Annotated in this window: 18 protein-coding genes and 1 pseudogene; 11 read left to right on the top strand and 8 right to left on the bottom strand. The window is 42.5% G+C overall.

Translation table 11 applies throughout. The annotated features are described in order from the left end of the window. Nucleotides 1-43: 43 nt before the first annotated feature. Nucleotides 44-1,711 (bottom strand): DNA repair protein RecN, encoded by a 1,668-nt coding sequence (recN, locus tag ACWU4D_RS15765; RefSeq protein ID WP_456052405.1) that lies wholly within the window; start codon nt 1,709-1,711, stop codon nt 44-46. A gap of 120 nt (nt 1,712-1,831) precedes the next feature. After that, nucleotides 1,832-2,716 (bottom strand): NAD(+) kinase, encoded by an 885-nt coding sequence (nadK, locus tag ACWU4D_RS15760; RefSeq protein ID WP_456052404.1) that lies wholly within the window; start codon nt 2,714-2,716, stop codon nt 1,832-1,834. Between the two features lie 146 nt (nt 2,717-2,862). Between nadK and grpE the strand changes: the two genes are divergently transcribed. Then, nucleotides 2,863-3,477, top strand: coding sequence for a nucleotide exchange factor GrpE (gene grpE, locus ACWU4D_RS15755; protein ID WP_456052403.1), 615 nt, complete (start codon nt 2,863-2,865; stop codon nt 3,475-3,477). A 112-nt stretch (nt 3,478-3,589) separates the two neighbouring features. Here grpE and ACWU4D_RS15750 read toward each other — a convergent pair whose 3' ends face one another. Beyond that, nucleotides 3,590-4,090, bottom strand: coding sequence for a MarR family winged helix-turn-helix transcriptional regulator (locus ACWU4D_RS15750; protein ID WP_456052402.1), 501 nt, complete (start codon nt 4,088-4,090; stop codon nt 3,590-3,592). 397 nt (nt 4,091-4,487) lie between these two features. On the opposite strand from ACWU4D_RS15750, the gene ACWU4D_RS15745 reads away from it, so the two are divergent. Further along, nucleotides 4,488-5,693: an amidohydrolase family protein gene (locus ACWU4D_RS15745; RefSeq protein WP_456052401.1), complete on the top strand. Its 1,206-nt coding sequence runs from the start codon at nt 4,488-4,490 to the stop codon at nt 5,691-5,693. A gap of 60 nt (nt 5,694-5,753) precedes the next feature. On the opposite strand, the gene ACWU4D_RS15740 is transcribed toward ACWU4D_RS15745, so the two are convergent. Together ACWU4D_RS15740 and ACWU4D_RS15735 are read right to left on the bottom strand one after the other, a co-directional pair. Further along, nucleotides 5,754-7,652, bottom strand: coding sequence for a TRAP transporter permease (locus ACWU4D_RS15740; protein WP_456052400.1), 1,899 nt, complete (start codon nt 7,650-7,652; stop codon nt 5,754-5,756). Between the two features lie 164 nt (nt 7,653-7,816). Then, entirely contained in the window at nt 7,817-8,752 is a 936-nt protein-coding gene (locus ACWU4D_RS15735; protein ID WP_456052399.1) for a TAXI family TRAP transporter solute-binding subunit, read from the bottom strand. 643 nt (nt 8,753-9,395) lie between these two features. On the opposite strand from ACWU4D_RS15735, the gene dnaK reads away from it, so the two are divergent. From dnaK to tadA, 7 genes are all read left to right on the top strand, one after another. Further along, nucleotides 9,396-11,312: a molecular chaperone DnaK gene (dnaK, locus tag ACWU4D_RS15730; RefSeq protein ID WP_456052398.1), complete on the top strand. Its 1,917-nt coding sequence runs from the start codon at nt 9,396-9,398 to the stop codon at nt 11,310-11,312. A gap of 208 nt (nt 11,313-11,520) precedes the next feature. After that, entirely contained in the window at nt 11,521-12,660 is a 1,140-nt protein-coding gene (dnaJ, locus tag ACWU4D_RS15725; protein WP_456052397.1) for a molecular chaperone DnaJ, read from the top strand. Between the two features lie 235 nt (nt 12,661-12,895). Next, a complete protein-coding gene (locus ACWU4D_RS15720) occupies nt 12,896-13,468 on the top strand; it encodes a pilus assembly FimT family protein (RefSeq protein WP_456052490.1) in 573 nt (190 codons plus the stop codon). After that, entirely contained in the window at nt 13,449-14,078 is a 630-nt protein-coding gene (locus ACWU4D_RS15715) for a prepilin-type N-terminal cleavage/methylation domain-containing protein (RefSeq protein ID WP_456052396.1), read from the top strand. The genes ACWU4D_RS15720 and ACWU4D_RS15715 overlap by 20 nt, the downstream gene beginning before the upstream one ends. Further along, on the top strand, nt 14,075-15,376 hold the full coding sequence (locus ACWU4D_RS15710) for a hypothetical protein (protein ID WP_456052395.1): 1,302 nt from the start codon (nt 14,075-14,077) through the stop codon (nt 15,374-15,376). Before ACWU4D_RS15715 ends, ACWU4D_RS15710 begins: the two co-directional genes overlap by 4 nt. Further along, on the top strand, nt 15,360-15,794 hold the full coding sequence (locus ACWU4D_RS15705; RefSeq protein WP_456052394.1) for a hypothetical protein: 435 nt from the start codon (nt 15,360-15,362) through the stop codon (nt 15,792-15,794). Before ACWU4D_RS15710 ends, ACWU4D_RS15705 begins: the two co-directional genes overlap by 17 nt. A 102-nt stretch (nt 15,795-15,896) precedes the next feature. Further along, the gene (tadA, locus tag ACWU4D_RS15700) at nt 15,897-16,433 is read left to right on the top strand and encodes a tRNA adenosine(34) deaminase TadA (protein WP_456052393.1); all 537 of its coding nucleotides are present in this window, start codon (nt 15,897-15,899) and stop codon (nt 16,431-16,433) included. Between the two features lie 462 nt (nt 16,434-16,895). Here tadA and mltF read toward each other — a convergent pair. Beyond that, nucleotides 16,896-18,297: pseudogene (gene mltF, locus ACWU4D_RS15695) on the bottom strand (membrane-bound lytic murein transglycosylase MltF); the annotation flags it as partial. A gap of 286 nt (nt 18,298-18,583) precedes the next feature. Between mltF and purL the strand changes: the two are divergent. Continuing rightward, nucleotides 18,584-22,477: a phosphoribosylformylglycinamidine synthase gene (gene purL / locus ACWU4D_RS15690; RefSeq protein ID WP_456052392.1), complete on the top strand. Its 3,894-nt coding sequence runs from the start codon at nt 18,584-18,586 to the stop codon at nt 22,475-22,477. Between the two features lie 122 nt (nt 22,478-22,599). On the opposite strand, the gene ACWU4D_RS15685 is transcribed toward purL, so the two are convergent. Both ACWU4D_RS15685 and ACWU4D_RS15680 read right to left on the bottom strand, forming a co-directional pair. Continuing rightward, entirely contained in the window at nt 22,600-22,791 is a 192-nt protein-coding gene (locus tag ACWU4D_RS15685; protein WP_456052489.1) for a DUF4250 domain-containing protein, read from the bottom strand. A 2-nt stretch (nt 22,792-22,793) separates the two neighbouring features. Next, nucleotides 22,794-22,997, bottom strand: coding sequence for a YaeP family protein (locus ACWU4D_RS15680; protein ID WP_456052391.1), 204 nt, complete (start codon nt 22,995-22,997; stop codon nt 22,794-22,796). Nucleotides 22,998-23,268: 271 nt separating this feature from the next. Here ACWU4D_RS15680 and ACWU4D_RS15675 point away from each other — a divergent pair, with 271 nt between their 5' ends. Beyond that, nucleotides 23,269-24,981 carry an ArnT family glycosyltransferase gene (locus ACWU4D_RS15675; protein ID WP_456052390.1) on the top strand — a complete coding sequence of 571 codons (1,713 nt, stop codon included), beginning with the start codon at nt 23,269-23,271 and terminating at the stop codon, nt 24,979-24,981. The last annotated feature ends 23 nt before the right edge of the window (nt 24,982-25,004 follow it).

Below are 25,004 nucleotides of genomic sequence, written 5' to 3'. Positions count from 1 at the left end.
ATTTTCACAGTTTGTTGCAAGCTTTCGCGTAATTGTTGATAAATTAAGCGGCGATTTGCAAAAGTTCTTTGGCATTGGCCAGCGTTGTTTCGGTAATTTCGCTGCCGCCAAGCAAGCGAGCCAATTCTGCTACTCGCTCTTGAGTATCCAGTGTCGACATTTGTGTTTCGGTTTTTCCTGCCTTGATATGCTTACTAACAAAGAGTTGCTGATGACCACAACCGGCAACTTGAGGAAGGTGGGTCACGCAGATCACTTGTGTTGATTCTCCCAATTGACGCAATAATTTTCCGACCATGGCGGCGGTTGGTCCGCTAATACCGACATCGACTTCATCAAACATTAGACTCGGGGTATCTACTTTCTGCGCGGTAATGACTTGTATCGCCAATGAAATTCGTGATAACTCGCCACCCGATGCAACTTTAGCAATCGACTCTAATGGTTGCCCCGGGTTGGTTGAAACAGTGAAAACGGCAGAGTTACAACCTAAAGGTGACATATGTTGAGCATCAAAGGTGAGGTCAATATGGAACTTTGCGTTCTCCATACTTAATTCATGCATACTTTGAGAAATAAGCTTGTCGAGCTCTTTGGCGTAGCGCAAACGGGATTTATGCAGTTTCTCGGCTTGTTGAATAAAACTGGCATGTTTCGCGTCGACATCTCGCTTCAAATCATCAATTTTTTCATCGGAGTAATCGAGCTTTTGAATTTCTGCCAATAGTGATTGATGATGGTTATACAGCTCTTCAGGTAAAATTCGATGCTTCTTCGCCAGTGAAATTACTTTGCTGTAGCGTTCTTCAATGTAGGCCATTTGAGCGGGATCGACTTCGATATTATCAAAGTAGCCGCGTAATTCGCTGTTGGTCTCTTCGAGTTGAATTATCGCTTCATTTAGCATGGAAGGCAGCGCATCTAAGCTATTATCAAGCTCGGCAAGGTTCACTAACGATTGGTTAATATTTTGCAGTAAACTCAGAGCGTTCACATCATTATTGTCGGATAAGAGTTCGAGTGCTTGCTGGCAGTTTTGCGCTAATTCACCGCTATTAGACAGGCGTTTATGTTCTATCTCGAGTTCTGTAAATTCTTCTTCGCCAATCGCGAGCTCATTGAGTTCTTTGATTTGATATTCGAGCAGTTGTAACTGAGCTTGGTTGGTTTCACTATTCTCTTTGACTTGTTGGAGTTCATTGCGAGCTAAGCGCCATTGCTGATAAGCATCGCGGGTTTTCGCAATAAGAGAGTGATGACCAGCATATTGATCAAGCATCGACATTTGATGCTCTGGCTTTAACAATTGCTGATGCGCATGTTGACCATGAATATTAATCAGCAGTTGACCAAGGGCCTTTAGTTGGGCAAGTGGAACAGGACTGCCATTAATGAAAGCTCGTGAGCGACCTTCGCGGGTGATTACTCGGCGTAATATACATTCGTTGCCATCGAGCAATTCATTGTCTTCTAACCAGCGAGAAGCATGAAGATTATTTTCTAATAAAAATGCTGCGCAAACTTCCGTTCTTTCTTCACCTTGACGTACCATGCTTGCTTCAGCACGGCCTCCAAGGCACAGCCCAAGAGCATCAATAGCAATGGATTTACCTGCGCCGGTTTCTCCAGTAATGGTGGTCATCCCTTGAGATAACTCTAACTGTAATGACTTAACGATAGCAAAATTATTGACACTTAGATGTGCTAGCATGTTCTCACCCTGTATATAATAACAATACTGTATAAGTAATCAGTATATACTGTTTGCTTATACAGTAAAGAAGGTGAGTGAAATTTATTCTATTTTGCGATTAATATGGGATTGCTGTCTCTAAAAGAGTTTGTTTGACCACCCGAGTTTATTTCGTAGAACATGGTAATAACTGTAGTTTTCAGGATGGACCAAATGCAGGCTATTTGGACTTTGATATACATGAACTTCATCGCCCGGAGTCACAGGAAGAGAGACTTGACCATCACAACTCACTTGCTGAATACCCGGGTTATCTGGAGAAACTACCAACTTGATTCGCTTATTTCCGTCTACCACTAATGGTCGACAAGATAAGGTGTGTGGAAACATAGGAACCAATGACAGCGCGTTTAAGCTAGGGGAAAGAATCGGGCCGCCACCAGATAGCGAATAGGCCGTTGAACCGGTTGGTGTGGAAACAATGATGCCGTCAGAGCGTTGAGAGAATGCGAATACATCATCAATATAGACTTCGAATTCGATCATTCGAGCTATTTGGCCGGGGTGCAATACCGCTTCATTGAGTGCTGTATTATGACTTTTCACCTCGCCGTGACGATGAACTTCGGCTTCGAGAAGAAAACGTTGCTCATCGGTATACTTCCCTGAGAGAACCAACGAGAGCTCGTGATGAAATTCCTCAGGATTTAAATCGGTAAGAAAGCCTAAGTTACCGCGGTTAACGCCAATAACTTTCACATTAAAACGAGATAACACACGAGCAGCGCCAAGCATGTTACCATCACCGCCAACCACGATGGCAAGATCGGCTTTTTCTGCTAATTCGAGTAAAGGCGTAAAGTGAGATTGAGGAATATTTTTGAGTAAGCCTTGTAATCGTTCATCGATAATGACCTCATAACCCTGCTCGGTTAGGTAGTCAAATAACTCTTTGTGAGTTTGAATTGCGACTTTATTACGGGGTTTGCCAATAATGGCGATAACGTTGAAGGCTTTTTTCATAGTTTTTCCAATCAAGTCGGCTTGAATCGAGAGTCATCGCCCCCATAATAAAGGCAAGTTATGCTTTAAAGCGAATTTTTATGTGTTTCGTGTAAAATAATTTTGAAATACTAGACACAAAAAGAACATGCAACTCTGGAGATATCATGAGCAACGAAGAAAACAAAATCAAAGATGAAGAACTACAGCAAGACGCCGTGGAGCAAGAGCAAGCAGAGGCCGACGTTGTTGGTAGTGACGCTGATATCGATTGGAATGAAAGCGAAGAACTAGAGCTCGACGAGCAAGCGAATAAGATTGCTCAACTGGAAGCTGCACTGCTGTCTAGTGAAGCAAAAGTAAAAGATCAACAAGAAGGCGTGTTGCGTGCGAAAGCGGAAGTCGAAAATATGCGCCGCCGTAGCGAACAAGAAATTGATAAAGCGCGTAAATACGCATTAGGTCGCTTTGCAGAAGAGTTGTTGCCAGTTATTGATAATCTAGAGCGCGCAATTCAAGCCGCAGACGGTGAAAACGAGGTGATTAAGCCTATTTTAGAAGGTATTGAGCTAACGCATAAAACGTTTGTTGATACGATTGCTAAATTCGGTTTAGCCGTGATTAACCCAGAAGGCGAAGCGTTCAACCCTGAATATCATCAAGCGATGTCGATTCAAGAAAGCCCTGATCATGAACCTAATACGGTTATGTTTGTGATGCAAAAAGGCTATGAATTGAATGGTCGAGTGATTCGCCCTGCAATGGTTATGGTATCGAAATAATCTTTCGCCTAGCAAACTAGATAGAGAGTGATAACGGCTCTATTTTGCTCATATAGACAAATCCCCGAACCTAATTGGTTCGGGGATTTTTTATTTGGATTATGGGGTAATGCTAGCCGTTATTTGAATTTGAATGCTGAATCAGCTTTCTGAGAAGCGTTACCAGCGTGGCAAGCTCTGATTCATCGAGACCACTTAATTCTCTTTGCTCACACTCGAGTTTTTGTTTGTGAATTGATTCGATTGTCTCAAGTCCTTTCTGAGTAAGGTGAACCAGCTTACTTCTACCATCCTCTGGGTTGTCGATGCGATCAATGAGCCCTAATTTACCCAGTCTATCGATTACTTTACTTACTCCACCTGCCGTGAATAGCATGGCGCTATTGATCTCTTTTGCAGTCAAAGTAAAAGAAGGCTTATTTGAGTGAAGGGCGGTGAGTACCAACCACTCAGAAAACTGCACGCCATAAGGATTAAGAACCTGAATAAAACTGGTTTTTAGAGTTTCATGCACCGAACGAATCAGCAGATCGACCGGAGGAGCCGACGAGTCACTGTTATACCAACTTCGTTCAGCAAAAAGAGTTTCAATTTTATTCTTCTTTGGCTTCATACATTTCCTTATTTTCGAACAGCAATAGTAGCCTTTATTCTTAAGTCATCTCAAGTTGAAGTTTTTATCCGAAGGCTATTTAACCACTAAGAACGACCAAAATTAATAACAAAAATCAGCCCACATTTTGATTAGGATCAATGCCTTAATATTCATGGTAAAGAGGGGCGTTCTCTCCTGTGTTTTGGCTCACAACTTGACTAAATATAAAACAAATTGACCAAAAGATATATATGTTCCATGGAAACTATATAGTATCCTTGGAACATAGTTTGTTAATCTTGTTTATCCATGGTGATGCCTCATTGCCCACTTGATATGAACTCGATTGAGCGCAGAACTGCAAGATTTTCCCTGCTGGGAACAATGTCATTATTAAATCAAATTGGAGTAAATCATGAGAAATATCGCACGCTTTGTCGTAGATACCCATTGTCATATTACGTCTCTCTATCAGCCTGCAACTCAAGAAGGTTGGGACAGTGTCGACAATCACGAATGGAATGGTCTTTCACAAGAGATCGCTTGTTTCGATAACAGCCCGTTAACTTTGTACGATATGGATCGCTACGGTGTTGATATGGCGGTTTTATTGCCAAGTATTCCAGGCACGACTAACGCTTCTCAAGCAAAATTAGTTAAGCGATTCCCTGATAAATTCCGTGCGTGTTGTTGTGATCAAGAAGAAGTATTGAAAGCAATTCGCGGCGAAAAACAGTACAGCTTCAAAGATGCAATGACTGAAGTGGAAACGGCTCTAAAAACGAACATGTTTGTTGGTATCGGTGAATTTGCACCGGGTTCTTCTGCTTACCACCGTCAGCTACCTGGTTTTGAAGGTAACGTTTCATTTGAAAAGCGCTTTGAAGAGTGGTGTGCGATTGCAGAACTCGCCATTAAATACGATGTACCTGTAATTAACCATGACCAGTTTATTCATTTTAAAGACTGGAAAAACGTTGATATGTTGCGCAAAGTTGCAGAGACTTTCCCAACTCTTAAATTGATTCAATCTCACGGTTGTGTTGAAGATGAAAACGTCCGTGGTATGGAAGCAATCCGTGAAATGTATGAAATTGTTGGTAGCATCAAGAACATTTACATGGAAACCGGTGGTTGGGGTGTTGAACAGTTCCGCATCGCATTTGAAGCTGGTGTTACTGCTAACCAATTAATGTGGGGTCACGATTACGGTAACGTTCCTCAACATATTGTTACTAAGAAGATTGAACAGTATGGACCTAAAGTTAAAGAGCTTGAGTATCGTGATACCTTCTCAATGATGTGTTTTGGCTACGAAGGTTGGCCAGCTGTTCCTACTTATCAACCAGATTTTTATGGTTGGGGTATGCGCACTATCGACCGTGTTGGTGACTTCATCACTCAAGATGAGATCAACATGATTATGGGTGGTACTGCTGCTAAGCTTTACAAACTACCAGTACCATTCCCTCGCATGTTCCCTGAAGGTCGTCCTGATATCTTTGGTGATAAGTGTGCTGAGAGTGTTCCATTCTTACCAGATGATCAGATCAAGTACCCTGAAGATGTTCGTATGTCGAATTCATCGTTTAACATGACGAAGAAAGAAGCGAAGATTTAATCTTTTCAGGACAGTTAATTAAAAAAGGTCTAGCGTGATGCTAGACCTTTTTTTTGGCTGTTAAACTGCCTTAGATAACGTTCGGCTATTTCGATATTCCAGCAGCACAAAGACAAAGATAAGTCCTATCGTGAGTAAGCGGAATGGATTCGGAAGCAATAATGTCGTTAATGCTAACCCAAGTAGAGCAATGCGTTTTGGCTGCGATAGCGCTTTGAATAAATAGCCTTCAATTGCACCGGCAAATGAAACAATCAGTGCCACACAAGCAACAATCGATTCAATGAACTCAAACGATGACTCATTTTGGCTCCAAATCAAGCCTGAGAAAGCCATCATCGCTGGAATCAAAAAGAACCCTTGCGCCAGTTTAAACGCTTGTACCGACGATTTCATCGGCGAGGCATTGGCTATCCCAGCACCAGCAAAGGCTGCGAGAGCAATTGGAGGGGTGACGTTTGAGGTTTGCGATAGCCAGAAGACAATCATATGTGCAGTGAGTAACGGTACATTTAAATCCATCAAAGCCGGAACCGCCATAACGGAAAGAACAATATAGGCCGCGGTTACGGGAAGTCCCATACCTAAGATTACCGCTGCAAAGGCGATAAATAACATTGCTGACCATAAATGCCCACCGGATAGCGTGGTAAGGAACTGAGTGAACTGTAAGCCAATTCCTGTTTGTCCAACCACACCAACCACGATTCCTGCTGTTGCACACGCGATAGAAATGGGTAACGCAAGAATTGCTCCTTCTTTCATACCTTGAAGCACTAAAGCGAAAGTCATTTTACTGCCTTTTCGAGAAACTGCGGCAAGCAATATAGCAGCACACCCAGCAATACCGACCAAAATAGGCGAGTAGGCCATAACAAGGAGTATTGTGATCATTACCAGAGGCAGTAAGTAGTGCCAACCTTGTTTCAAGATAACGCTGATTTTTTCTGTTTCGCTCATGCCTTGAAGGTTAAGTTTGCAAGCCATTAAATGGACATACAGTAAAGTACAGCCAAAATAGAGAATCGCTGGAGCGATCGAAACGAGAATAATCTCGCTATATGGAATACCTGTGAACTGAGCCATAACAAAAGCACCAGCACCCATAACAGGAGGCATAATCTGACCACCTGTTGAGGCTGCTGCTTCAATACCAGCGGCTTGCTCAGGTTTATAGCCGAGCTTTTTCATCATTGGAATGGTGAGCGATCCCGTCGTTACGGTATTCGCAATGGCTGAACCTGAAATAGAGCCTAAAGCTGCCGACGCAAGAACACTTGCCTTTGCTGGGCCGCCACGAGACTTTCCTGCAATCGCAAAAGCACTATCAATAAAGAACTGACCTGCGCCCGTGACTTGGAGAAATGCACCAAATAGAACAAAAATAAAGACCACACCGGCGGCGATAGCAAGCGGCGCACCAAACACACCATTGGTCGAGAAAATATGGAAACGGACCATTTCTTCAATGGAAAACCCTTTGCTGGCAAAGGAAGCAGGTAAGACATCACCAAACAGTGCATAACAAAGGAATATTAATGCAACGCCTACCATAATCATTCCAACGGAGCGTCGGGTCGCTTCTAGCAACACTACCATCAGTATCAAACCTGCTAGTTGGTCTTGGGCCTGCAAACCGTCGAGGAGGAAACTGATATCGTCGTAGTCAAATTGAACGACGCGGTAAGCTGCCCAGCATGTTGCCACGATTAAAATTAAATCAACAGATCGAGCTAAAAAGTAAAAGAATGAACTATTGCGATTAGGCCCTACGAGAGGAAACGCGAGAAAAATAAGGACCAAAACCCAACCTAAGTGAGCGGGGCGAAAAACCGTTGCGGAGAGATCGGCCGTGATGCCTTGCCAAATTTGAAATACAGTTAGTGCCACTGCAACCAAACTGACGATCCAGGTAATGAGATCCGTCAGTTTTTCTTGACTGGATGAAACTTGAGTCATGCAAAACTCCATTTTGCTTACGTACTAATTTTGCCTATGTACTCATTCGCCGATGTACATAAGAGAAGAACAGCGCTTACATCAATGTAAACGCTAGGGGGTGTTAGCTTGTATAAGGCGGGAGGAGAATGTCCTCCCAGTTAACTTAATATACAACTTATGGGTTACTTTGCTTGTTCGTCAAAATATTTTTGAGCGCCAGGGTGAAGTGGAACACCAGACAGCTTGTTCATGTTTTCCACAGTAGTAAAGCGCGCGACACCCACAGCTTGACGTACTTGATCGATATTTTCGAATGCCGTCTTCGTTAGGTTATAAGCCATTTCATCGCTCATTTTTTCACTCGCAACTAAGACGTTCCAAACTGCAGGCGCATTAAACGCAGGAACGTTTTTGTAGCTATCTGCCGGTGCTTCAATTTTTTGATAAGCTGGCGTTTGTCCAGTAATTGTGGCGATTTCTTCGTCGCTAAACGATAAAATGCGGATATCTCTTGTTAATGCAAGTTCAGTGATAGCACCAACACCTAAGCTACCTACGATAACGCCTGCATCAATTTGACCATTTGCAATCGCACTGGTTGTTGCCGTGTAATTCAATGACTGCGCTTCGATATCATCTTCATTGATTCCAAGAGCAGATAAAATGGTTTGTGCGCTTACTCGAGTACCTGAACCCGGTGCGCCTAATGATACTTTCTTACCTTTTAGTTGTGATACAGACTGAATATCTGAATCTGCTGGAACAATGAATTGAACCACATTCGGGTAAAGAGCAAATAGAACATTTGCTGGCATTTGGCGTGGGAAAGGTTTAATACCATTGTGGGCTTTTTGTACAACGTTACCCATTGCAATTCCAACCAGCTGTTTTTCGGAAGAAACTTTGATGATGTTCTCTACCGATGCTGCGGTAACTTCGGCGCGCATAGTAAAACCAGGGATATTCTCATTCCAAATTTTGGCTAGTGTTCCGCCAAATGGATAGTAAGTGCCGCTTTGACTTCCAGTTCCGATGGTGTAGTTATCAGCGATGGCTGTCGCTGGAAGGGTCAAGCCTAGGCTAAGCACGATAAGTGCATGTTTTACAACCTTGTACATAGTAGAACTCCATTAGTGTTTATTGTTCCGATTGATGAGTGACAGAGTGCCGAATACCAAATTCCATTTACGCCCAATTTTTAGTTAACCACCCTTGATATAACAAAGATGGAAAATAGTGATGTTAAAGAAGGTTATTGATTGGCTTTGTTATTGATAATATTGAAATTAATAGTTAAGGCACTCGCTTTTTGTACCACACCTTGGCGTAAAGTAAGAAATGTGTTGTTCGCACTTTTACAAAATAGTCTTTAATTGGTTGCAAAAATAGTGTGGTTGACGGCAGTGTTCCTTACTAATAAAAAGAGGTGTCCTGTTAAGTATAAAAGTTGATTTGACTTTAACTTTTTGAATTTAAATACCTTTGTCGATATTCAAGTTATTACTTAAAGCCTTACTGGTGTGAGGTTATAGCCTGTTTAGTCTTTTCTTCTCGTAGGCGTTTATTTGCTTAATTTTTGGGAAAATAAAATGGATTTTTTTTCGTTTTACCCTTGAAAAGGGTTTTTATGCCCTTATCTATGGGGCATAGAGAAGCAAACATCGTTTGTTAATCAAAGAGAATAAGGGTTGATACCTTGTTCTCCAGCCCCCAAATCGGGGATATGCAAAACGAACATAGAATTAATTCGGAGATAGCCTGATGGGTAAGATCATTGGTATTGACTTAGGTACTACAAACTCATGTGTTGCTGTATTAGACGGTGACAAACCTCGCGTAATTGAAAATGCAGAAGGGGAACGTACCACTCCTTCTATCATCGGTTATACCGATGGTGAGATCTTGGTGGGTCAACCAGCAAAACGTCAAGCTGTAACTAACCCAGAAAATACGCTTTTTGCGATTAAGCGTTTAATTGGGCGTCGCTTTGAAGACGAAGAAGTACAGCGTGATATCTCAATCATGCCTTACAAAATTGTAAAAGCAGACAATGGCGATGCATGGGTTGAAGTAAAAGACCAAAAATTAGCCGCGCCACAAATTTCTGCTGAAATCTTGAAAAAGATGAAAAAAACAGCTGAAGACTTTCTTGGTGAAGAAGTAACTGGTGCTGTTATCACTGTTCCTGCTTACTTTAACGATGCTCAACGTCAAGCAACCAAAGATGCTGGTCGTATTGCTGGTTTAGAAGTTAAACGTATTATCAATGAACCAACAGCTGCTGCTCTAGCTTATGGCTTAGACAAGCAAGGTGGCGATCGCACTATCGCAGTTTATGACCTTGGTGGTGGTACATTTGATATCTCAATCATTGAAATTGACGAAGTAGATGGCGAGAAGACTTTCGAAGTACTTGCAACTAACGGTGATACTCACCTAGGTGGTGAAGACTTTGATACTCGTTTAATCAACTACTTAGTAGACGAATTTAAGAAAGACCAAGGTATCAACCTAAAAACAGATCCTTTGGCAATGCAACGCCTAAAAGAAGGTGCTGAGAAAGCGAAAATTGAACTTTCTTCAACTCAATCTACTGATGTGAATCTACCGTACATCACTGCAGATGCAACAGGTCCTAAACACCTAAACATCAAAGTATCTCGTGCGAAACTAGAATCACTTGTTGAAGATTTGGTTCAACGTTCTCTTGAGCCTATGAAAGTGGCACTTTCTGATTCAGGCCTAGCGGTAAGCGAAATTACTGATGTAATCCTTGTTGGTGGTCAGACTCGTATGCCTATGGTTCAATCTAAAGTGGCTGAGTTCTTCGGTAAAGAAGCACGTAAAGATGTAAACCCTGATGAAGCGGTAGCTGTTGGTGCTGCAGTTCAAGGTGGTGTTCTTGCGGGTGACGTTACTGACGTACTACTTCTTGATGTTACTCCTCTATCTCTTGGTATCGAGACGATGGGCGGCGTAATGACTAAACTTATCGAGAAAAACACGACTATCCCAACGAAAGCGAACCAAGTGTTCTCTACCGCTGAAGATAATCAAAATGCGGTAACGATTCACGTACTTCAAGGTGAGCGTAAGCAAGCGACATATAACAAGTCTCTTGGTCAGTTCAACTTAGAGGGCATTCAAGCGGCTCCTCGTGGAATGCCACAGATTGAAGTAACGTTTGACCTTGATGCCGATGGTATCTTGCATGTTGGCGCGAAAGATAAGCAAACCGGTAAAGAGCAAAAAATCACTATCCAAGCGTCTGGTGGTCTAAGCGACGAAGATATCGAGAAAATGGTTCAAGAAGCGGAAGCGAACAAAGAAGCAGACAAAATGTTTGAAGAACTTGCTTCTGCACGCAACCAAGCAGACCAAATCGTTCACTCTACTCGTAAGCAAATCGAAGAAGCGGGTGACGCACTTCCTGCCGACGAAAAAGAGAAAATTGAAGCTGCAGTTACTGAGCTAGAAACGGCACGTAAAGGTGACGACAAAGCAGAAATCGATGCTAAGACTCAGTCTCTAATGGAAGCGTCTAAAGTGTTGATGGAAATCGCACAGCAAAAAGCTCAAGCGGCTCAAGCTGAAGAGGGTGCTGAAGAGCAACCAACATCAGCTGATGAGGACGTCGTTGATGCTGAATTTGAAGAGGTTAAAGAAGACAAGAAATAATCGTTGAATACTTTTCATCGATTAACTTGTTAACCTTTTTAGGTGTTTGCGGGCGTTTGAGGAAACTCTAACGCCCGTTCATTTGTCCAAACGTTTCGATTTAGATAAATCGTTTTTTTGATTAAGAGATAGACGAATTTTCTAAATCGATACATTTTGAAAGCGACGCTAGGTCGTTTAGCAGTAGATAAAAGTGGTGACGACGACTATGTCAAAACGTGATTATTACGAAGTATTAGGTGTAGCTAAAGACGCTTCTGAGCGTGATGTTAAGAAGGCGTATAAGCGCCTGGCGATGAAGTATCACCCAGACCGTAACCCTGATGATGATTCAGCAGAAGCGAAATTCAAAGAAGTAAAAGAAGCCTATGAGATCTTACTCGATCCGCAAAAGAAAGCGGCATACGATCAGTATGGCCATGCGGCATTCTCTCAAAATGGCGGCGGTGGTTACGGCGGTGGCGGCGGTGCTGATTTTGGCGATATTTTTGGTGACGTATTCGGCGATATCTTTGGTGGTGGCCGACGAGGTGGTGGTCAAGCTCGAGCTCAACGTGGTGCCGACCTTCGGTATAACATGGAACTGAGTCTTGAAGATGCGGTTCGTGGTTGTTCAAAAGAAATCGAAATTCCAACCTTAGTTCATTGTGATAGCTGTAATGGAACAGGTGCGAAGAAAGGTACATCTGCAGATACCTGTGGAACCTGTCATGGGCACGGCCAAGTACAGATGCGTCAGGGCTTCTTTGCTGTTCAGCAAACTTGTCCAACTTGTAATGGCAAAGGTAAGATCATCAAAAACCCTTGTAATGAGTGTCATGGTCAAGGGCGTAAGAAGAAGAGTAAAACCCTTAACGTTAAGATTCCGGCTGGCGTTGATACTGGCGACCGTATTCGTTTGTCTGGTGAAGGTGAAGCAGGGGATATGGGAGCACCAGCGGGTGACCTATATGTTCAAGTTCATGTGAAAGAGCACCATATTTTCGAACGAGATGGCAACAACTTGTACTGTGAAGTTCCAGTGAGCTTTGCACTCGCCGCTCTTGGTGGCAATGTTGAAGTTCCGACATTGGATGGCCGTGTTAACTTAAAAGTTCCAGAAGAAACCCAAACTGGCCGCATGTTCCGCATGCGTGGTAAGGGTGTGAAAGGGGTGCGCGGCGGTGCAATGGGCGATCTCATTGTTAAGCTATTGGTTGAGACACCTGTAAAATTAAGCTCGCGTCAAAAAGAACTATTGCGTGAATTTGAAGAGTCATGTGGTGGCGAAGCGGCAGGTAAGCATAGTCCTAAATCAGAAGGTTTTTTTAGCGGTGTTAAGAAGTTTTTTGATGACTTAACTAGCTAATTTGAATTGAACTGTCATTCAAATTTTAAGGTCTGCATTATGCAGGCCTTTTTGTTTTTAAGTGCTTTTTTCAACTAAATCAGTATCAGTCCTTAAGTCAGTATCCAACCAATCGACCACCAAATGCGAGAGCAATCACCCAGTCATGAAATGTACAGTCGTGATGTTTTACATTTGTTTTAGAGACCTCTTTTCACCCTAATTCCCTCTATTTTTTCTTTATTAGCTTGCTACTCTGGATTTAGCTTTCTGTTTTTATGGGGGGAGTGTTATCAGTCATTATCTAATAGCGAGCCATAAAAAAGGCCATAATAATGGCTTTACTTTGATTGAAGTGTTGACTGTTATGGCAGTCATCATGATTTCTTTGTACGCCGCAATTCCGCAGATGGCACCAAGTCTTGAAGTTGAAAAGGTCGCATCGACGGCGCGAGGTGTGATGCAGTTTATTGATGATGCCAAGTCATTGGCACGGATGCGCAATCAAGCGTTATGGATAGAAGTTTATGAAGGTAATACAGACTCAAGCTCACGCTGGTATTTACGCTTGCGAACGTCAACTGATACGACAACGATGGGTAACGTTCTTCAGCAACTAGTAGGAGAGCATTCTTTAAAACTTGATTCAGGGTACCTCAACGATAAGATCTTGATTGATGGGCTGAAAGGAAAGGTCAGTAATGGTTCCTTAAAGTTCAGCAGTGCCTCATCTAACAGCCCTGTTTTAAAAGTGATTACGTCGTATGGTGCTGGGAGAATCCGATTGTGTTCGCTAGAGGAGAAGCTGGATGGCATTCCATTATGTTAGACGACAGCGAGGGTTGACATTAATCGAACTACTCATTGGTTTATCTTTGGGTAGTATCGTGATTCTATGCGGATTTTATATATTAATGAATAGCTTACATACTTCAAGGCAACTAGATCAAGTAACATTAGTAGCACGAAAATTGAATGACACTCATCAACTTATGTATCAAGAATTACGGCGTGCCGGGCATCAAATTAACCAGCAATTGGCTATTCATTTTAGTGATAGCGATAACGTCATCGATGTTAGAGAGAGTGGAGCGCAACTTGGTATGGTTTACCAAGTAGAACCATCTGGTGATGAAGCGTTTCGAAACTTGGTTTTCCTTTATGATTCATCCAATAAGAATATAAAGCTGTGTGATAAGTTTACCAGTGCGCCTCTTAGTACCGAGAGTGCAGTAGAATCAACACGTTCAGCGCCGTGTTTTACGCTTTTTGATCGTAAACAGATTAAAGCCGATAGCTTTAAAGCTGATATATTAACGTTGAATAGTGATGGTACACGGAGCCAAGTTGTTAGTGTTGAACTCACTCTGTCATCGGTGATGGATAATACGGTGAGTCAGAGTTTATCGTTTCAAGTGACGATTAGGAGTTGGATGTGAAAAGCGTTCGCGGTTACACGACTCTGCTGTTAACTACCGTTGTTTTGCTGATTATTTTGGTTGTCACCATGAGTACTTCTCGAAGCATGTATCAGTATCTGCGCATCGTCGAGCATAGAATTACGACAATGCAGCAAGACTGGGAAGTGGAAGGGGCGATTGAGTGTGTGTTTGCTAAGTCTCGAATCGGCCACTTATTTCCACTGGATGTAAAAGAGTGCACCGATGGCGTGGATACTCTTGATGTAACAGGGCAAGTCGTCAGAAAAATTAAGGCAACGAATGGTTTTTCGACGCTAACTCGACATTTTAGTTTACCTTCTGCAGATAGTTTTGGCGCAATCAAAACCAGCGCAAATTTGGTGCTAACCGATAAATCGACTTTTGCTCCCGACCCCGGCGAGCTAAATGAAGATCTAGATTGGGAGTGTATTTCAGTTCGGTATCGGCATGATTTGTCGGCCTCTTCTATCACGACGTTACACCCTTATGAATTAGGGCTTTTACCTTATCAAGGCTTCCCTGAGAGCAGTGTTCGACAGCAGCGCTGCACCGATAGTCATCATAGCGTTGACCGTACTATAAGCAATGCAAAGAGTGATTTCTATCATGATAGCGAACTCAACCCATTTGAGGACTTATTTGGTGTATCAGAATCAAATTGGTTTGACGTATTTTCTAATACAGCCGTCGGTCGAGTTCCTCACTCGCTAGACAGTCACAATGTTCTTTCGGTTCCATCTGCCGAAAAGCTACCAATCGCTCAAATGAATACCCATTGTGCCAGTGATATTGAAGCTCGTATCAACCAAGGAAAAGATCTTGTCTGGGTCTATGGCGGCTGTGAACTAAACGAAAGTGATGTCTCTCAAATCAGCGACGCCATTGAAAATCAATTTACTGACTCTGGAATTATCTTAGTGGTTCATAACGGGATCTTAGCGGTCGAAAGTCAGCAAACTTTTCCTGGACTGGTTATGCAATTCACGTCACCAGGTAGTACATTTTCAACCGCTTTGGATTGGGCATCGACTCAAGTAAATCAAGATATTATCGATTTTATGGCACATTCCTCCAATCCTGACTTAATCGGGCCGGATCAGATTAGTTATTTTCAAGTGGGGCGGTTCAATCCTGTGGGTGGTTTAGTCCTAAGTTCAAACAATACTTATGCGGTTATTAAAGGCCAACTGCATTTTCAATATCAGCGAGACTTGATTGCAAGGCCTTTGGCTCATATCCGCCCTGTTGGTTGGGTATTTGGTTCATGGGGAGATGAATATGCCACCAGTGAATAGATATAGACCTCGCTCCAGTTACGGTGTTGCCTTACTTGAAGTTGTTGTTTCACTGATGTTATTGAGTCTTGTTGTGGTAGGGCTAATTCAAGTTGAACAGGGTTTATTGGTTAAATTTGAACACGGCCAGTATAAAATGAAAGCCGCTAACCATATCGATAATTATTTTGAATCTCTGCGAACGCGTGGCGCCAATTCAGAAATATCAGAAGCCGCGGTTATCGATTTTGACACCGGTATTGGTTCAAAAACAATATCCTATCCTGATGGTATTGAGCTCGAAAGCAAAGTGATTGAGCTATTGGTTGCAGGTAACGTCAAGAAAGTTGAAGCGACAGGGCGCTGGCAATTAAGCAGCGGTGAAACTGGCTCAATATCCGCGACAACCATGATCGCGAAATACAGTGAGTTTTATTAACGCTATTCAACATACGATAAAATGAATAGCCGATGAGTACCTTGACCATTATTATAGTGGTTGTGTTTTAAATAGTGACCCAACAAATTGAGAGAGAACATAGTGTCTACAGAGTGTAAAGCGACAGAAGATATCCGTTTTATGCAGCGCGCATTAGAGCTAGCACACCAAGCTGAATTGGAAGGTGAAGTTCCAGTTGGCGCCTTGCTAGTGAAAGATGGCAAGGTGATTGCCGAAGGGTGGAATCAGTCGATCTCAAAGCACGATGCGACAGCGCACGCTGAAATTGATGTGTTGCGTAAAGCTGGACGTGTTCTGGAAAATTATCGTCTAACAGATACCACTCTCTATGTGACCTTAGAGCCTTGTCCAATGTGCGCTGGAGCCTTGCTTCATGGGCGGGTTAAACGCATTGTGTATGGTGCTCCAGACCTAAAAGCAGGCGCGGCAGGAACCGTGATTAACTTGTTTGGTAGTGAGGCTAGTTACCACCATGCTGATATTGTGGGAGGAGTTCTAGAGCAAGAATGCCGAGCGCAACTGCAGGCGTTTTTTAAGCGCCGGCGTAAAGAGAAAAAAGAACAAAAACGTCAGGTCAGAGCGACAACCAACAGCGATGAAAGTAGTAATGAATCCTAGCCATTTTAACTTTGGCTAGGATCATAAGTTCAATTCTCGTCTCTTATTTTGAGTTTTCTGAAGCGGTGCTTTTAGCTTCTTCTTTTGTTTCTTCAACTTTGTCTTGTACTTTTTCTACGGCTTCTTTTTTTTCAGCTTTCTTCGAGTCTGTTTGTGCTGCCGCTTTTTTAGTAGCACTGTCCTTAGTTGCCTTATCTGTTATCTCTTTTTTCTTTGTTTTTTGAGTTGCTTCTGATTTGGGCTTACTAGCATCGGTTGATGCTTTGCTCTCTTTAGCTTTCTCTTCTTTTTCTTGTGACTCAGATGCAGCCGAATCATCTGGGGCTGTAGATGTGCTCTCTGTTTCGTTTGTTACTAATGTAACAGAAGCATCTTTCGGGACACTCGTCGCATAAAATGGCGCTACGACAGGAATAACGGCGATATCGTCGGTGTTATTGTCACTGTTACTTTTTTGCTTCTCATCAATATGACCAATAATACTTTGGTAATAGCGACGAATGTTTTCGACATAAGAGAGAGCTTCATCACCCCGAGCAAACCCATATTTCGTTGTGCTGTAATATTTCTTTTTTCGCAAAAGTGGTAAACGTTCTTTTACATCGTTCCATGCATTCGGATCGCCACCCAGTTCCTTAGTTAATTTACGTGCGTCAATCACATGCCCAAGGCCCATATTATATGACGCGAGAGCAAACCACGTTTTTTCGTGATGAGGAACTGAGTCAGGAATCGCTTTAAACATACGGCGGAAATAAGCAACACCACCACGTATTGATTGCTCTGGGTCGAGTCTATCGTCAACACCGACACTTTTCGCTGTAGGAAGTGTCAACATCATAAGGCCTCGAACACCGGTGGGCGATTTTGCTTTGGGATCCCAATGAGATTCTTGATACCCAATTGCTGCAATAAGGCGCCAATCAAATTCATCTGAATACTTTTGGAATAAATCTTGCCATTCTTCAAGTGTTGAATCGAGTGCCCGAATAAAGGCTCTGGTATCAACATAATCAAATGTCCCAATATGCCCAATGTATTTTTCCTCAAGAGAAGCGAGAGAACCTGATTGCTTTAGCTGCCCAAAAAACTCAACCATCATTGCATAAAGGCTTTCATCATCTGACCGACGGATAAACCAAGAAACTGACTGATCTTCGGTTAATTCAAATGCAGGCGCGATGTCAGGGTGTACGCGTTGAGCCAGAGAAATTTCAACAGAGTCTGCCATGGTATAACGCAATGTTCCCAATGAGACTTGCTTTAAAAGATCGTTAACATCGGCGTTACGATCTAGGGCATAACTCAGTTCTGGGTTGCTTTGATGTAATGGCTCTAAGGTCTGTTGAAAATGGCTATTTTCTACGATGCGAAAGATGTCTTTTAATTTATGAGATTCAGCTAATGACTCTTTCTGGATTTTTATAAGGTCGGCCATATTCCGTGGTCTTAATGTGCCTTTTTTATACACCAATTGCTGACTGACATAGTAATAAGCAGGGCCGGGTCTAAATTCCTTGATTCGCTCCGGTGTTTGAATTTGTCCAGCGGCAACGAGATCAATTTCATCATTTTTTAATGCAGGAAAGAGCGAAGAGACTCGATAGATTGGCGTGATTTCAAGTTTAACGCCTAGTTGATTAGCAAACTCACGCGCTAATTCGTAATCTAAACCCGAAGGACCATCGGGACTGATAAAATAAGAGAGTTGATTGTTCAGAGTCCCGACTCGTAATACGCCACGATCTCGTATTTTATCGAGTTCACTTTTGGGCTTTGAGTCAATTTGACACCCTGCTAGAAGCGTGACAATCCCTGCGAGTACAACGAATTTTCTCGCATAGTTTCGAACTATTTTTGTCATCAATTAGTCATCTCGAGGTTAGATTATTATTTTTCAGTATAGAGTCATTCTACTGACAACTATATCTTCGAGCAAATAAAGCTGAAAAACTCGATTTACGTACTGATATTCTGTTGCCACTGTTTTCAAAAAAAAATGACGCAAACGGTTGCGTTGGGTGTTACATCACACTCGCAATTCCTTTATAATGCGCCCCAAATCCGAGATGAGATTGGAATGAAGCCTTGGCTGCCGTTAAAGTCATTCCAATGTCACCTTAATCAACATTAAATAGAGACCTAAGCACATGAGAATTTTGCGCGGTTCCCCAGCTCTTTCAGAGTTTCGTATTAACAAACTTCTTGAACTTTGTCGTGAACAAAGCTTACCCGTTACTGGTATCTATGCAGAATTTATGCATTTTGCCGATCTTACGGCTGAGCTTACTAGTCAAGAGTTAGACAAGCTTGAAAAGTTACTGACTTATGGACCGAAGATTGAAAGCCATCAACCAGAAGGTTTACTGCTTCTTGCGACACCGCGTCCTGGGACTATTTCCCCTTGGTCTTCTAAATCATCTGATATCGCTCACAATTGTGGCTTGGTTAGTGTAAAGCGTCTAGAACGTGGTACTGCTTACTATATAGAAAGTGCTTCTGAGTTAACTCAAGCGCAAGTTGAAGCGGTAAAAGCCTTAATTCATGACCGTATGATGGAAACCGTGTTTACGGATATGGAAGCAGCATCGGCACTGTTTACCGTTGCAGAGCCTGCGCCGTTTACACCAGTGGATATTCTTGCCGGTGGCCGTGAAGCACTTGAAGAAGCGAACGTCGCTTTGGGTTTGGCGCTTGCTGAAGATGAAATTGATTATCTTGTGACCAGCTTTACAACTTTAGGTCGTAACCCTACCGATATTGAGTTGATGATGTTTGCTCAAGCGAACTCAGAGCACTGTCGACATAAAATCTTTAATGCAGATTGGACGATAGACGGTGTCGACCAGCCAAAATCGCTATTTAAGATGATTAAGAATACGTTCGAAAATACGCCAGATTATGTGTTGTCTGCGTATAAAGATAATGCCGCTGTTATGACTGGTTCGAAAGTTGGGCGCTTCTTTGCTGACCCTGATTCTCGTCAATATACTTATCATCAAGAGCCAGCCCATATCTTGATGAAGGTGGAAACACATAACCACCCAACAGCAATCTCTCCATGGCCAGGTGCTGCGACTGGTAGTGGTGGTGAAATTCGTGACGAAGGCGCAACTGGAATTGGTGGTAAACCGAAAGCAGGTTTGGTTGGATTCTCTGTATCGAACTTGCGTATTCCTGGTTTTGAACAGCCTTGGGAAACTGATTTTGGTAAGCCGGGACGAATCGTTAATGCGTTAGATATTATGCTGGAAGGACCATTAGGTGGCGCTGCATTTAACAACGAATTTGGTCGTCCTAACTTGCTTGGTTATTTCCGTACTTACGAAGAAAAAGTCACCTCACATGCAGGTGAAGAAGTTCGTGGCTACCATAAGCCAATCATGATTGCCGGTGGTTTAGGTAACATTCGTGAAGAGCATGTAGAGAAAAAAGAAATCCCAGTTGGTGCTAGCCTGATTGTATTGGGCGGTCCAGCGATGAACATCGGCCTTGGTGGCGGTGCAGCCTCTTCAATGGCTTCTGGTCAATCTGCAGAAAACCTAGATTTTGCTTCAGTACAGCGTGAAAACCCAGAAATGGAACGTCGTTGTCAGGAAGTGATCGACCGTTGTTGGCAGCTTGGCGACGATAACCCAATCGCCTTTATTCACGATGTCGGTGCTGGTGGTATTTCTAACGCATTACCTGAATTGGTGAACGATGGTGAGCGTGGTGGTAAATTCCAATTACGCGATGTACCTAATGATGAGCCGGGTATGAGCCCTCTTGAAATTTGGTGTAACGAGTCGCAAGAGCGTTATGTTATGGCTGTCGCACCAGAAAATATGCCAGTGTTTGATGCTATTTGCCAGCGCGAGCGCACACCTTATGCCGTGGTAGGTACGGCAACAGAAGAGCGTCATTTATCGTTAGATGATTCGCACTTCGATAATCGTCCTATCGATATGCCGTTAGATATTCTGTTAGGCAAGCCGCCGAAAATGCATCGTGATGCGACGACATTAAAAGTGCAAGGTAGTGAGCTAGAGCGTTCAGGAATTGAGTTGAATGATGCGGTTGATCGTGTTCTTCGTTTACCAGCTGTTGCTGAAAAAACCTTCTTGATTACCATCGGTGACCGTTCGGTAACCGGGCTTGTCGCTCGTGACCAAATGGTAGGGCCATGGCAGGTTCCTGTGGCGAACTGTGCAGTGACCGCGGCGAGTTTTGATACTTACCATGGTGAAGCGATGTCGATGGGTGAACGTACACCTGTTGCATTGTTAGACTTTGGTGCGTCAGCACGTTTGGCGGTTGCAGAGTCATTAACCAATATTGCGGCGACCGAAATTGGCGATATTAAACATATCAAACTCTCTGCAAACTGGATGTCTCCAGCGGGTCACCCAGGTGAAGATGCGGGTTTGTACGAAGCGGTAAAAGCCGTTGGTGAAGAGCTATGTCCTGCACTTGGGCTTTCCATCCCGGTAGGTAAAGACTCGATGTCGATGAAGACCAAGTGGGAAGAAAACGGCGAACAAAAAGAAGTTACGTCTCCGCTTTCTTTGGTTATTACGGCATTTGCGCGCGTGGAAGATGTTCGTAAAACGGTCACGCCACAGCTTCGCACCGATAAAGGTGATTCGAGCTTAATAGCCATTGATCTTGGTAACGGCAAAAACCGTTTAGGTGCGACAGCACTTGCTCAAGTATACAAACAGCTTGGTGATAAACCCGCTGATGTCGATAGTGCTGAACAGCTAAAAGGCTTCTACGATGCAATTCAAGCATTGGTGGCTCAAGACAAACTTGTTGCTTATCACGATAAAGGCGACGGTGGTTTGTTCGTAACATTGGCTGAAATGGCTTTTGCTGGTCACTGTGGCGTTAATGTCGCGATTGATGCATTCGGTGATGATGCATTAGCGGCTCTGTTCAATGAAGAATTGGGCGCGGTTGTTCAAGTTGCTAACAGCGATGTGGATACGGTTCTTTCCGTATTGGCGGATAACGGCTTAGCGGCATGTTCACATGTTATCGGTTCGGTTGCAGCAAGCGATTCGATCGTGATTACGCAAAATGGAGCAACGATTCTTGAGCGTAATCGTACTGAGCTTCGTACTATCTGGGCAGAAACAACGCACAAGATGCAAGGGTTACGTGATAATCCAGCGTGTGCAGACCAAGAGTTTGAAGCGAAGAAAGATAACTCAGATCCAGGTTTGAACGTTAGCTTGAGCTTTGATGTCAACGAAGATATTGCGGCGCCATATATTGCCAAAGGCGCGAAGCCGAAAATGGCGATATTACGTGAGCAAGGTGTTAACTCTCACGTTGAAATGGCAGCGGCATTTGATCGCTCTGGTTTTGAAGCGGTTGATATTCACATGAGTGATATTTTAACTGGCCAAGCGGCACTTGATGAGTACCAGGGCTTAGTGGCTTGTGGTGGCTTCTCGTATGGTGACGTATTAGGTGCAGGTGAAGGTTGGGCGAAATCAGTATTGTTTAATGCTCAAGCTCGCGATCAGTTCGAAGCATTCTTCAACCGCCAAGATACGTTCTCTTTGGGTGTGTGTAACGGTTGTCAGATGTTATCAAACCTAAAAGAGCTGATTCCAGGAGCTGACCTATGGCCTCGTTTCGTACGCAATGAATCAGAGCGTTTTGAAGCACGCTTCAGCCTTGTTGAAGTACAGAAGTCAGATTCTATCTTCTTCAATGAAATGGCGGGTTCTCGCATGCCAATCGCTGTCTCCCACGGTGAAGGCCGCGTTGAGGTTCGTGATGATGCTCATCTATCGTCTATCGAACAATCAGGTACGATTGCACTTCGTTATGTCGATAACCTTGGTAACGCGACTCAGCAATATCCAAACAACCCGAATGGTTCACCAAATGCAATCACTGGTTTAACTACAGCTGATGGTCGTGTGACGATTATGATGCCGCACCCTGAGCGTGTATTCCGCACGGTTGCAAACTCATGGCACCCAGATTCATGGGGTGAAAACGGTGCTTGGATGCGTATGTTCCAAAACGCACGCAAAAATGTGGGTTAATCGCTAATCAGCGTATTTTGGAAGATGGTATAGCGTAAAAAAGAAGGCCTGACAGAAATGTTAGGCCTTCTTATTATTTGTACTGAAGATGATTTTACAACGAATGCAATGTCTAATCTTGATTAACGAAACTGGCCAACTTCAGAGAGAAATTCAAATCCAGCTCCAGCGAGGCGCTCAATCAGTTTCGCCTTGTCTAAATCGAATGAGGATACGAGGCGATCTAAGTCACCATCAAAGTCATCACGTAGTTTAGTATTCACTAGGCTAAACAACATGATGGGATCCATTTTCAAATAGTTGGCTAAATCCATCATTAATCCTCAAAGTCAGATATTAATAGGTTGGCAGCAGCAAACGCAGCACGATCACGCGTATCTTTTGGTAAGCCTTCATTAGCGGCGATATCGTTTAAGGTCTTTACGACACAGGTTATCGCTTGCGGGATGTACCCTTGGTCACCACTCCCAATTTGTGAGTAGAGCTCTTTTATTAGTGGACAGCAATCGTATACTTTCATGTTAGTTTCCAAATACATAATAATAACTACTATCGATACTACATTGAGGAAAAAGTAAAACAAAGAAAAATCTGGGCGCTTAATTGTCTTAGTTTTTGTATGAAGAGAGATTATGTCACTAGCAATATCATTTATTTTTCCTCATTCAAGCTTTCGCATGAGTTAGATTTGATCTTAAGAGTTATTCAACTATCATATTTGTAGTACGTGAGAGTTAAATGATTGATTATACTTCACTTTCGATTTCTTTTATCACAGAGGGAAAATATTCATGTTTGCAATCAATTTAAAGCGAATTATGTCAAATTATGACCCTGTGGTTTTATGTGCGTTGTTGGTTTTTGCTGTAGTTGCGAGAGTAACAGTCGCATTGTCGTATGAGGTGAATTGGGATGAATTTTATTACTTGTCCGCTGTGCATCGTTTTATCAATGGTGACACGCTTATAAATAGTTTTCAGACTTTTCATATTCATTTTTTTACGTGGCTGGATTTGATATCCAACAATGAAGTTGGACAAATCGTAGCGGCTAGATTTGCCATGTTAGCTCTTCAGATAATTACTGGGTTTTATATTTTTAGGATTTGTCGCCGCTATCTTAGTTTCTCTGCTTCCATCTTTGCCGTTTTGTCTTATTTCTCTTTCTCCTATGTTATCCGGATGGGGGCAAGCTTTCGCACTGATCCTATTGCAAGCTGTTTTTTGATTATCGTATTAGATTATTTTCTTAGTAATAAACTTTCCGTCATGAAATCCTTGATCGCTGGAGTGTTAACCGCTTTTGCCTTATTAATTAGTTTAAAGGCTTCACTTTATATCCCAACTTTTTTGTCGATAGTGTTAATTACACTGTATTGCTCTGAGTCTCGTCGCAATTATATTCGACAGCTTTTATTCTATGGAGTATCAATTCTAATAGGATTTTCGGCTTTATATATATGGCATTATTCAAGTATTGGCGGGAGCAGTTTACTTATCGATATATTTTCGATGACTGGGGCTGCAGATAAAACTCTTAACGAACGAACTTTCTTTCATGGAGAGGCATTTTTTATTCAAACACTTACTTCCGATAGTATATATTGGCTTATATTACTTGTTGGATCTGTTTTTGCTGCGGTTTCTGCCTTCAATCAATCGCTACTGAGTCGAGATGTTTCTCTTAAATATCTTAGTGTGGTACTGCTATTAACGACATTGTTATATTATCGAAATTCATTCCCTTACTACTATGCGTTTATGCTTGCGCCGGTAAGTATTTTATTTGCTGTTTTTTGGGATGGGCTATTCACTTTTATAAGAACTAAGCTAGCTCATTTTGTCTCATTGACCATTTTACTGTTATTTTCTTTCTCAATTGTGTTAAATGGTTTTGTTGTCCCTCTCTCCAAAGATAGAAATCTAGATTATCAACGCTATTTTATAGAGACTGTGCATGAAATTTTTACTGAACCTGTTTCATATATCGATCGCTGCTCTATGATTGCCAGTTATACTAAAACCGGGTTCTTTATGAGTACTTGGAGATATGAAAACTATGTTCGAGATCAACAACCTGTTATTCACAATGCAGTTCTAAATGACAATCCCGTATTTGTTGTAGCAAATACCCCGTTTTTAAGTGCTTTATATCAAGCTTCGTCTGACAATTGGCTTATAACTCAAGATCGCTTCACTTTACAACAAAACTATATTCATCATTGGAATGAACTTTTTGTCGCCGGAAAACAGTTTGAACTTTCAATAAATACACCTAGTGTTGAGTTTTCGTTGTACGTTGAAGGTATTTACACCCTTGAAGGAGATTCAAATGCGAAGATTAACGGTTCACTTCTGAGTCCCGGGCAAACTATCTTCTTATCTAAAGGAGTCCATGTGATAACGTCCGATCAATTGCCAGGAACGTATACCATACGTTGGGGAGATAATCTTTTACGCCCAACTGAGCGAATCAAATCGAGGGCGTTATTTACAGGGTTTTAGTATTAATCACAAGCTAATTGCTT

It is taken from the genome of Vibrio phycocola (genome assembly GCF_053850235.1).
Note: the sequence above shows the minus strand (reverse complement) of the source record. Positions and strands in the feature narration are given on the sequence as shown.

Bases quoted from the DNA above. Each gene is read 5' to 3' on its own strand.
- recN (WP_456052405.1), bottom strand. From the start codon at position 1,711: ATGCTAGCACATCTAAGTGTCAATAATTTTGCTATCGTTAAGTCATTA.
- ACWU4D_RS15740 (WP_456052400.1), bottom strand. From the start codon at position 7,652: ATGACTCAAGTTTCATCCAGTCAAGAAAAACTGACGGATCTCATTACC.
- ACWU4D_RS15680 (WP_456052391.1), bottom strand. From the start codon at position 22,997: ATGAAAGTATACGATTGCTGTCCACTAATAAAAGAGCTCTACTCACAA.
- ACWU4D_RS15735 (WP_456052399.1), bottom strand. From the start codon at position 8,752: ATGTACAAGGTTGTAAAACATGCACTTATCGTGCTTAGCCTAGGCTTG.
- ACWU4D_RS15675 (WP_456052390.1), top strand. From the start codon at position 23,269: ATGTTTGCAATCAATTTAAAGCGAATTATGTCAAATTATGACCCTGTG.
- ACWU4D_RS15685 (WP_456052489.1), bottom strand. From the start codon at position 22,791: ATGGATTTAGCCAACTATTTGAAAATGGATCCCATCATGTTGTTTAGC.
- ACWU4D_RS15705 (WP_456052394.1), top strand. From the start codon at position 15,360: ATGCCACCAGTGAATAGATATAGACCTCGCTCCAGTTACGGTGTTGCC.
- grpE (WP_456052403.1), top strand. From the start codon at position 2,863: ATGAGCAACGAAGAAAACAAAATCAAAGATGAAGAACTACAGCAAGAC.
- ACWU4D_RS15745 (WP_456052401.1), top strand. From the start codon at position 4,488: ATGAGAAATATCGCACGCTTTGTCGTAGATACCCATTGTCATATTACG.
- dnaJ (WP_456052397.1), top strand. From the start codon at position 11,521: ATGTCAAAACGTGATTATTACGAAGTATTAGGTGTAGCTAAAGACGCT.
- purL (WP_456052392.1), top strand. From the start codon at position 18,584: ATGAGAATTTTGCGCGGTTCCCCAGCTCTTTCAGAGTTTCGTATTAAC.
- ACWU4D_RS15715 (WP_456052396.1), top strand. From the start codon at position 13,449: ATGGCATTCCATTATGTTAGACGACAGCGAGGGTTGACATTAATCGAA.
- ACWU4D_RS15750 (WP_456052402.1), bottom strand. From the start codon at position 4,090: ATGAAGCCAAAGAAGAATAAAATTGAAACTCTTTTTGCTGAACGAAGT.
- dnaK (WP_456052398.1), top strand. From the start codon at position 9,396: ATGGGTAAGATCATTGGTATTGACTTAGGTACTACAAACTCATGTGTT.
- nadK (WP_456052404.1), bottom strand. From the start codon at position 2,716: ATGAAAAAAGCCTTCAACGTTATCGCCATTATTGGCAAACCCCGTAAT.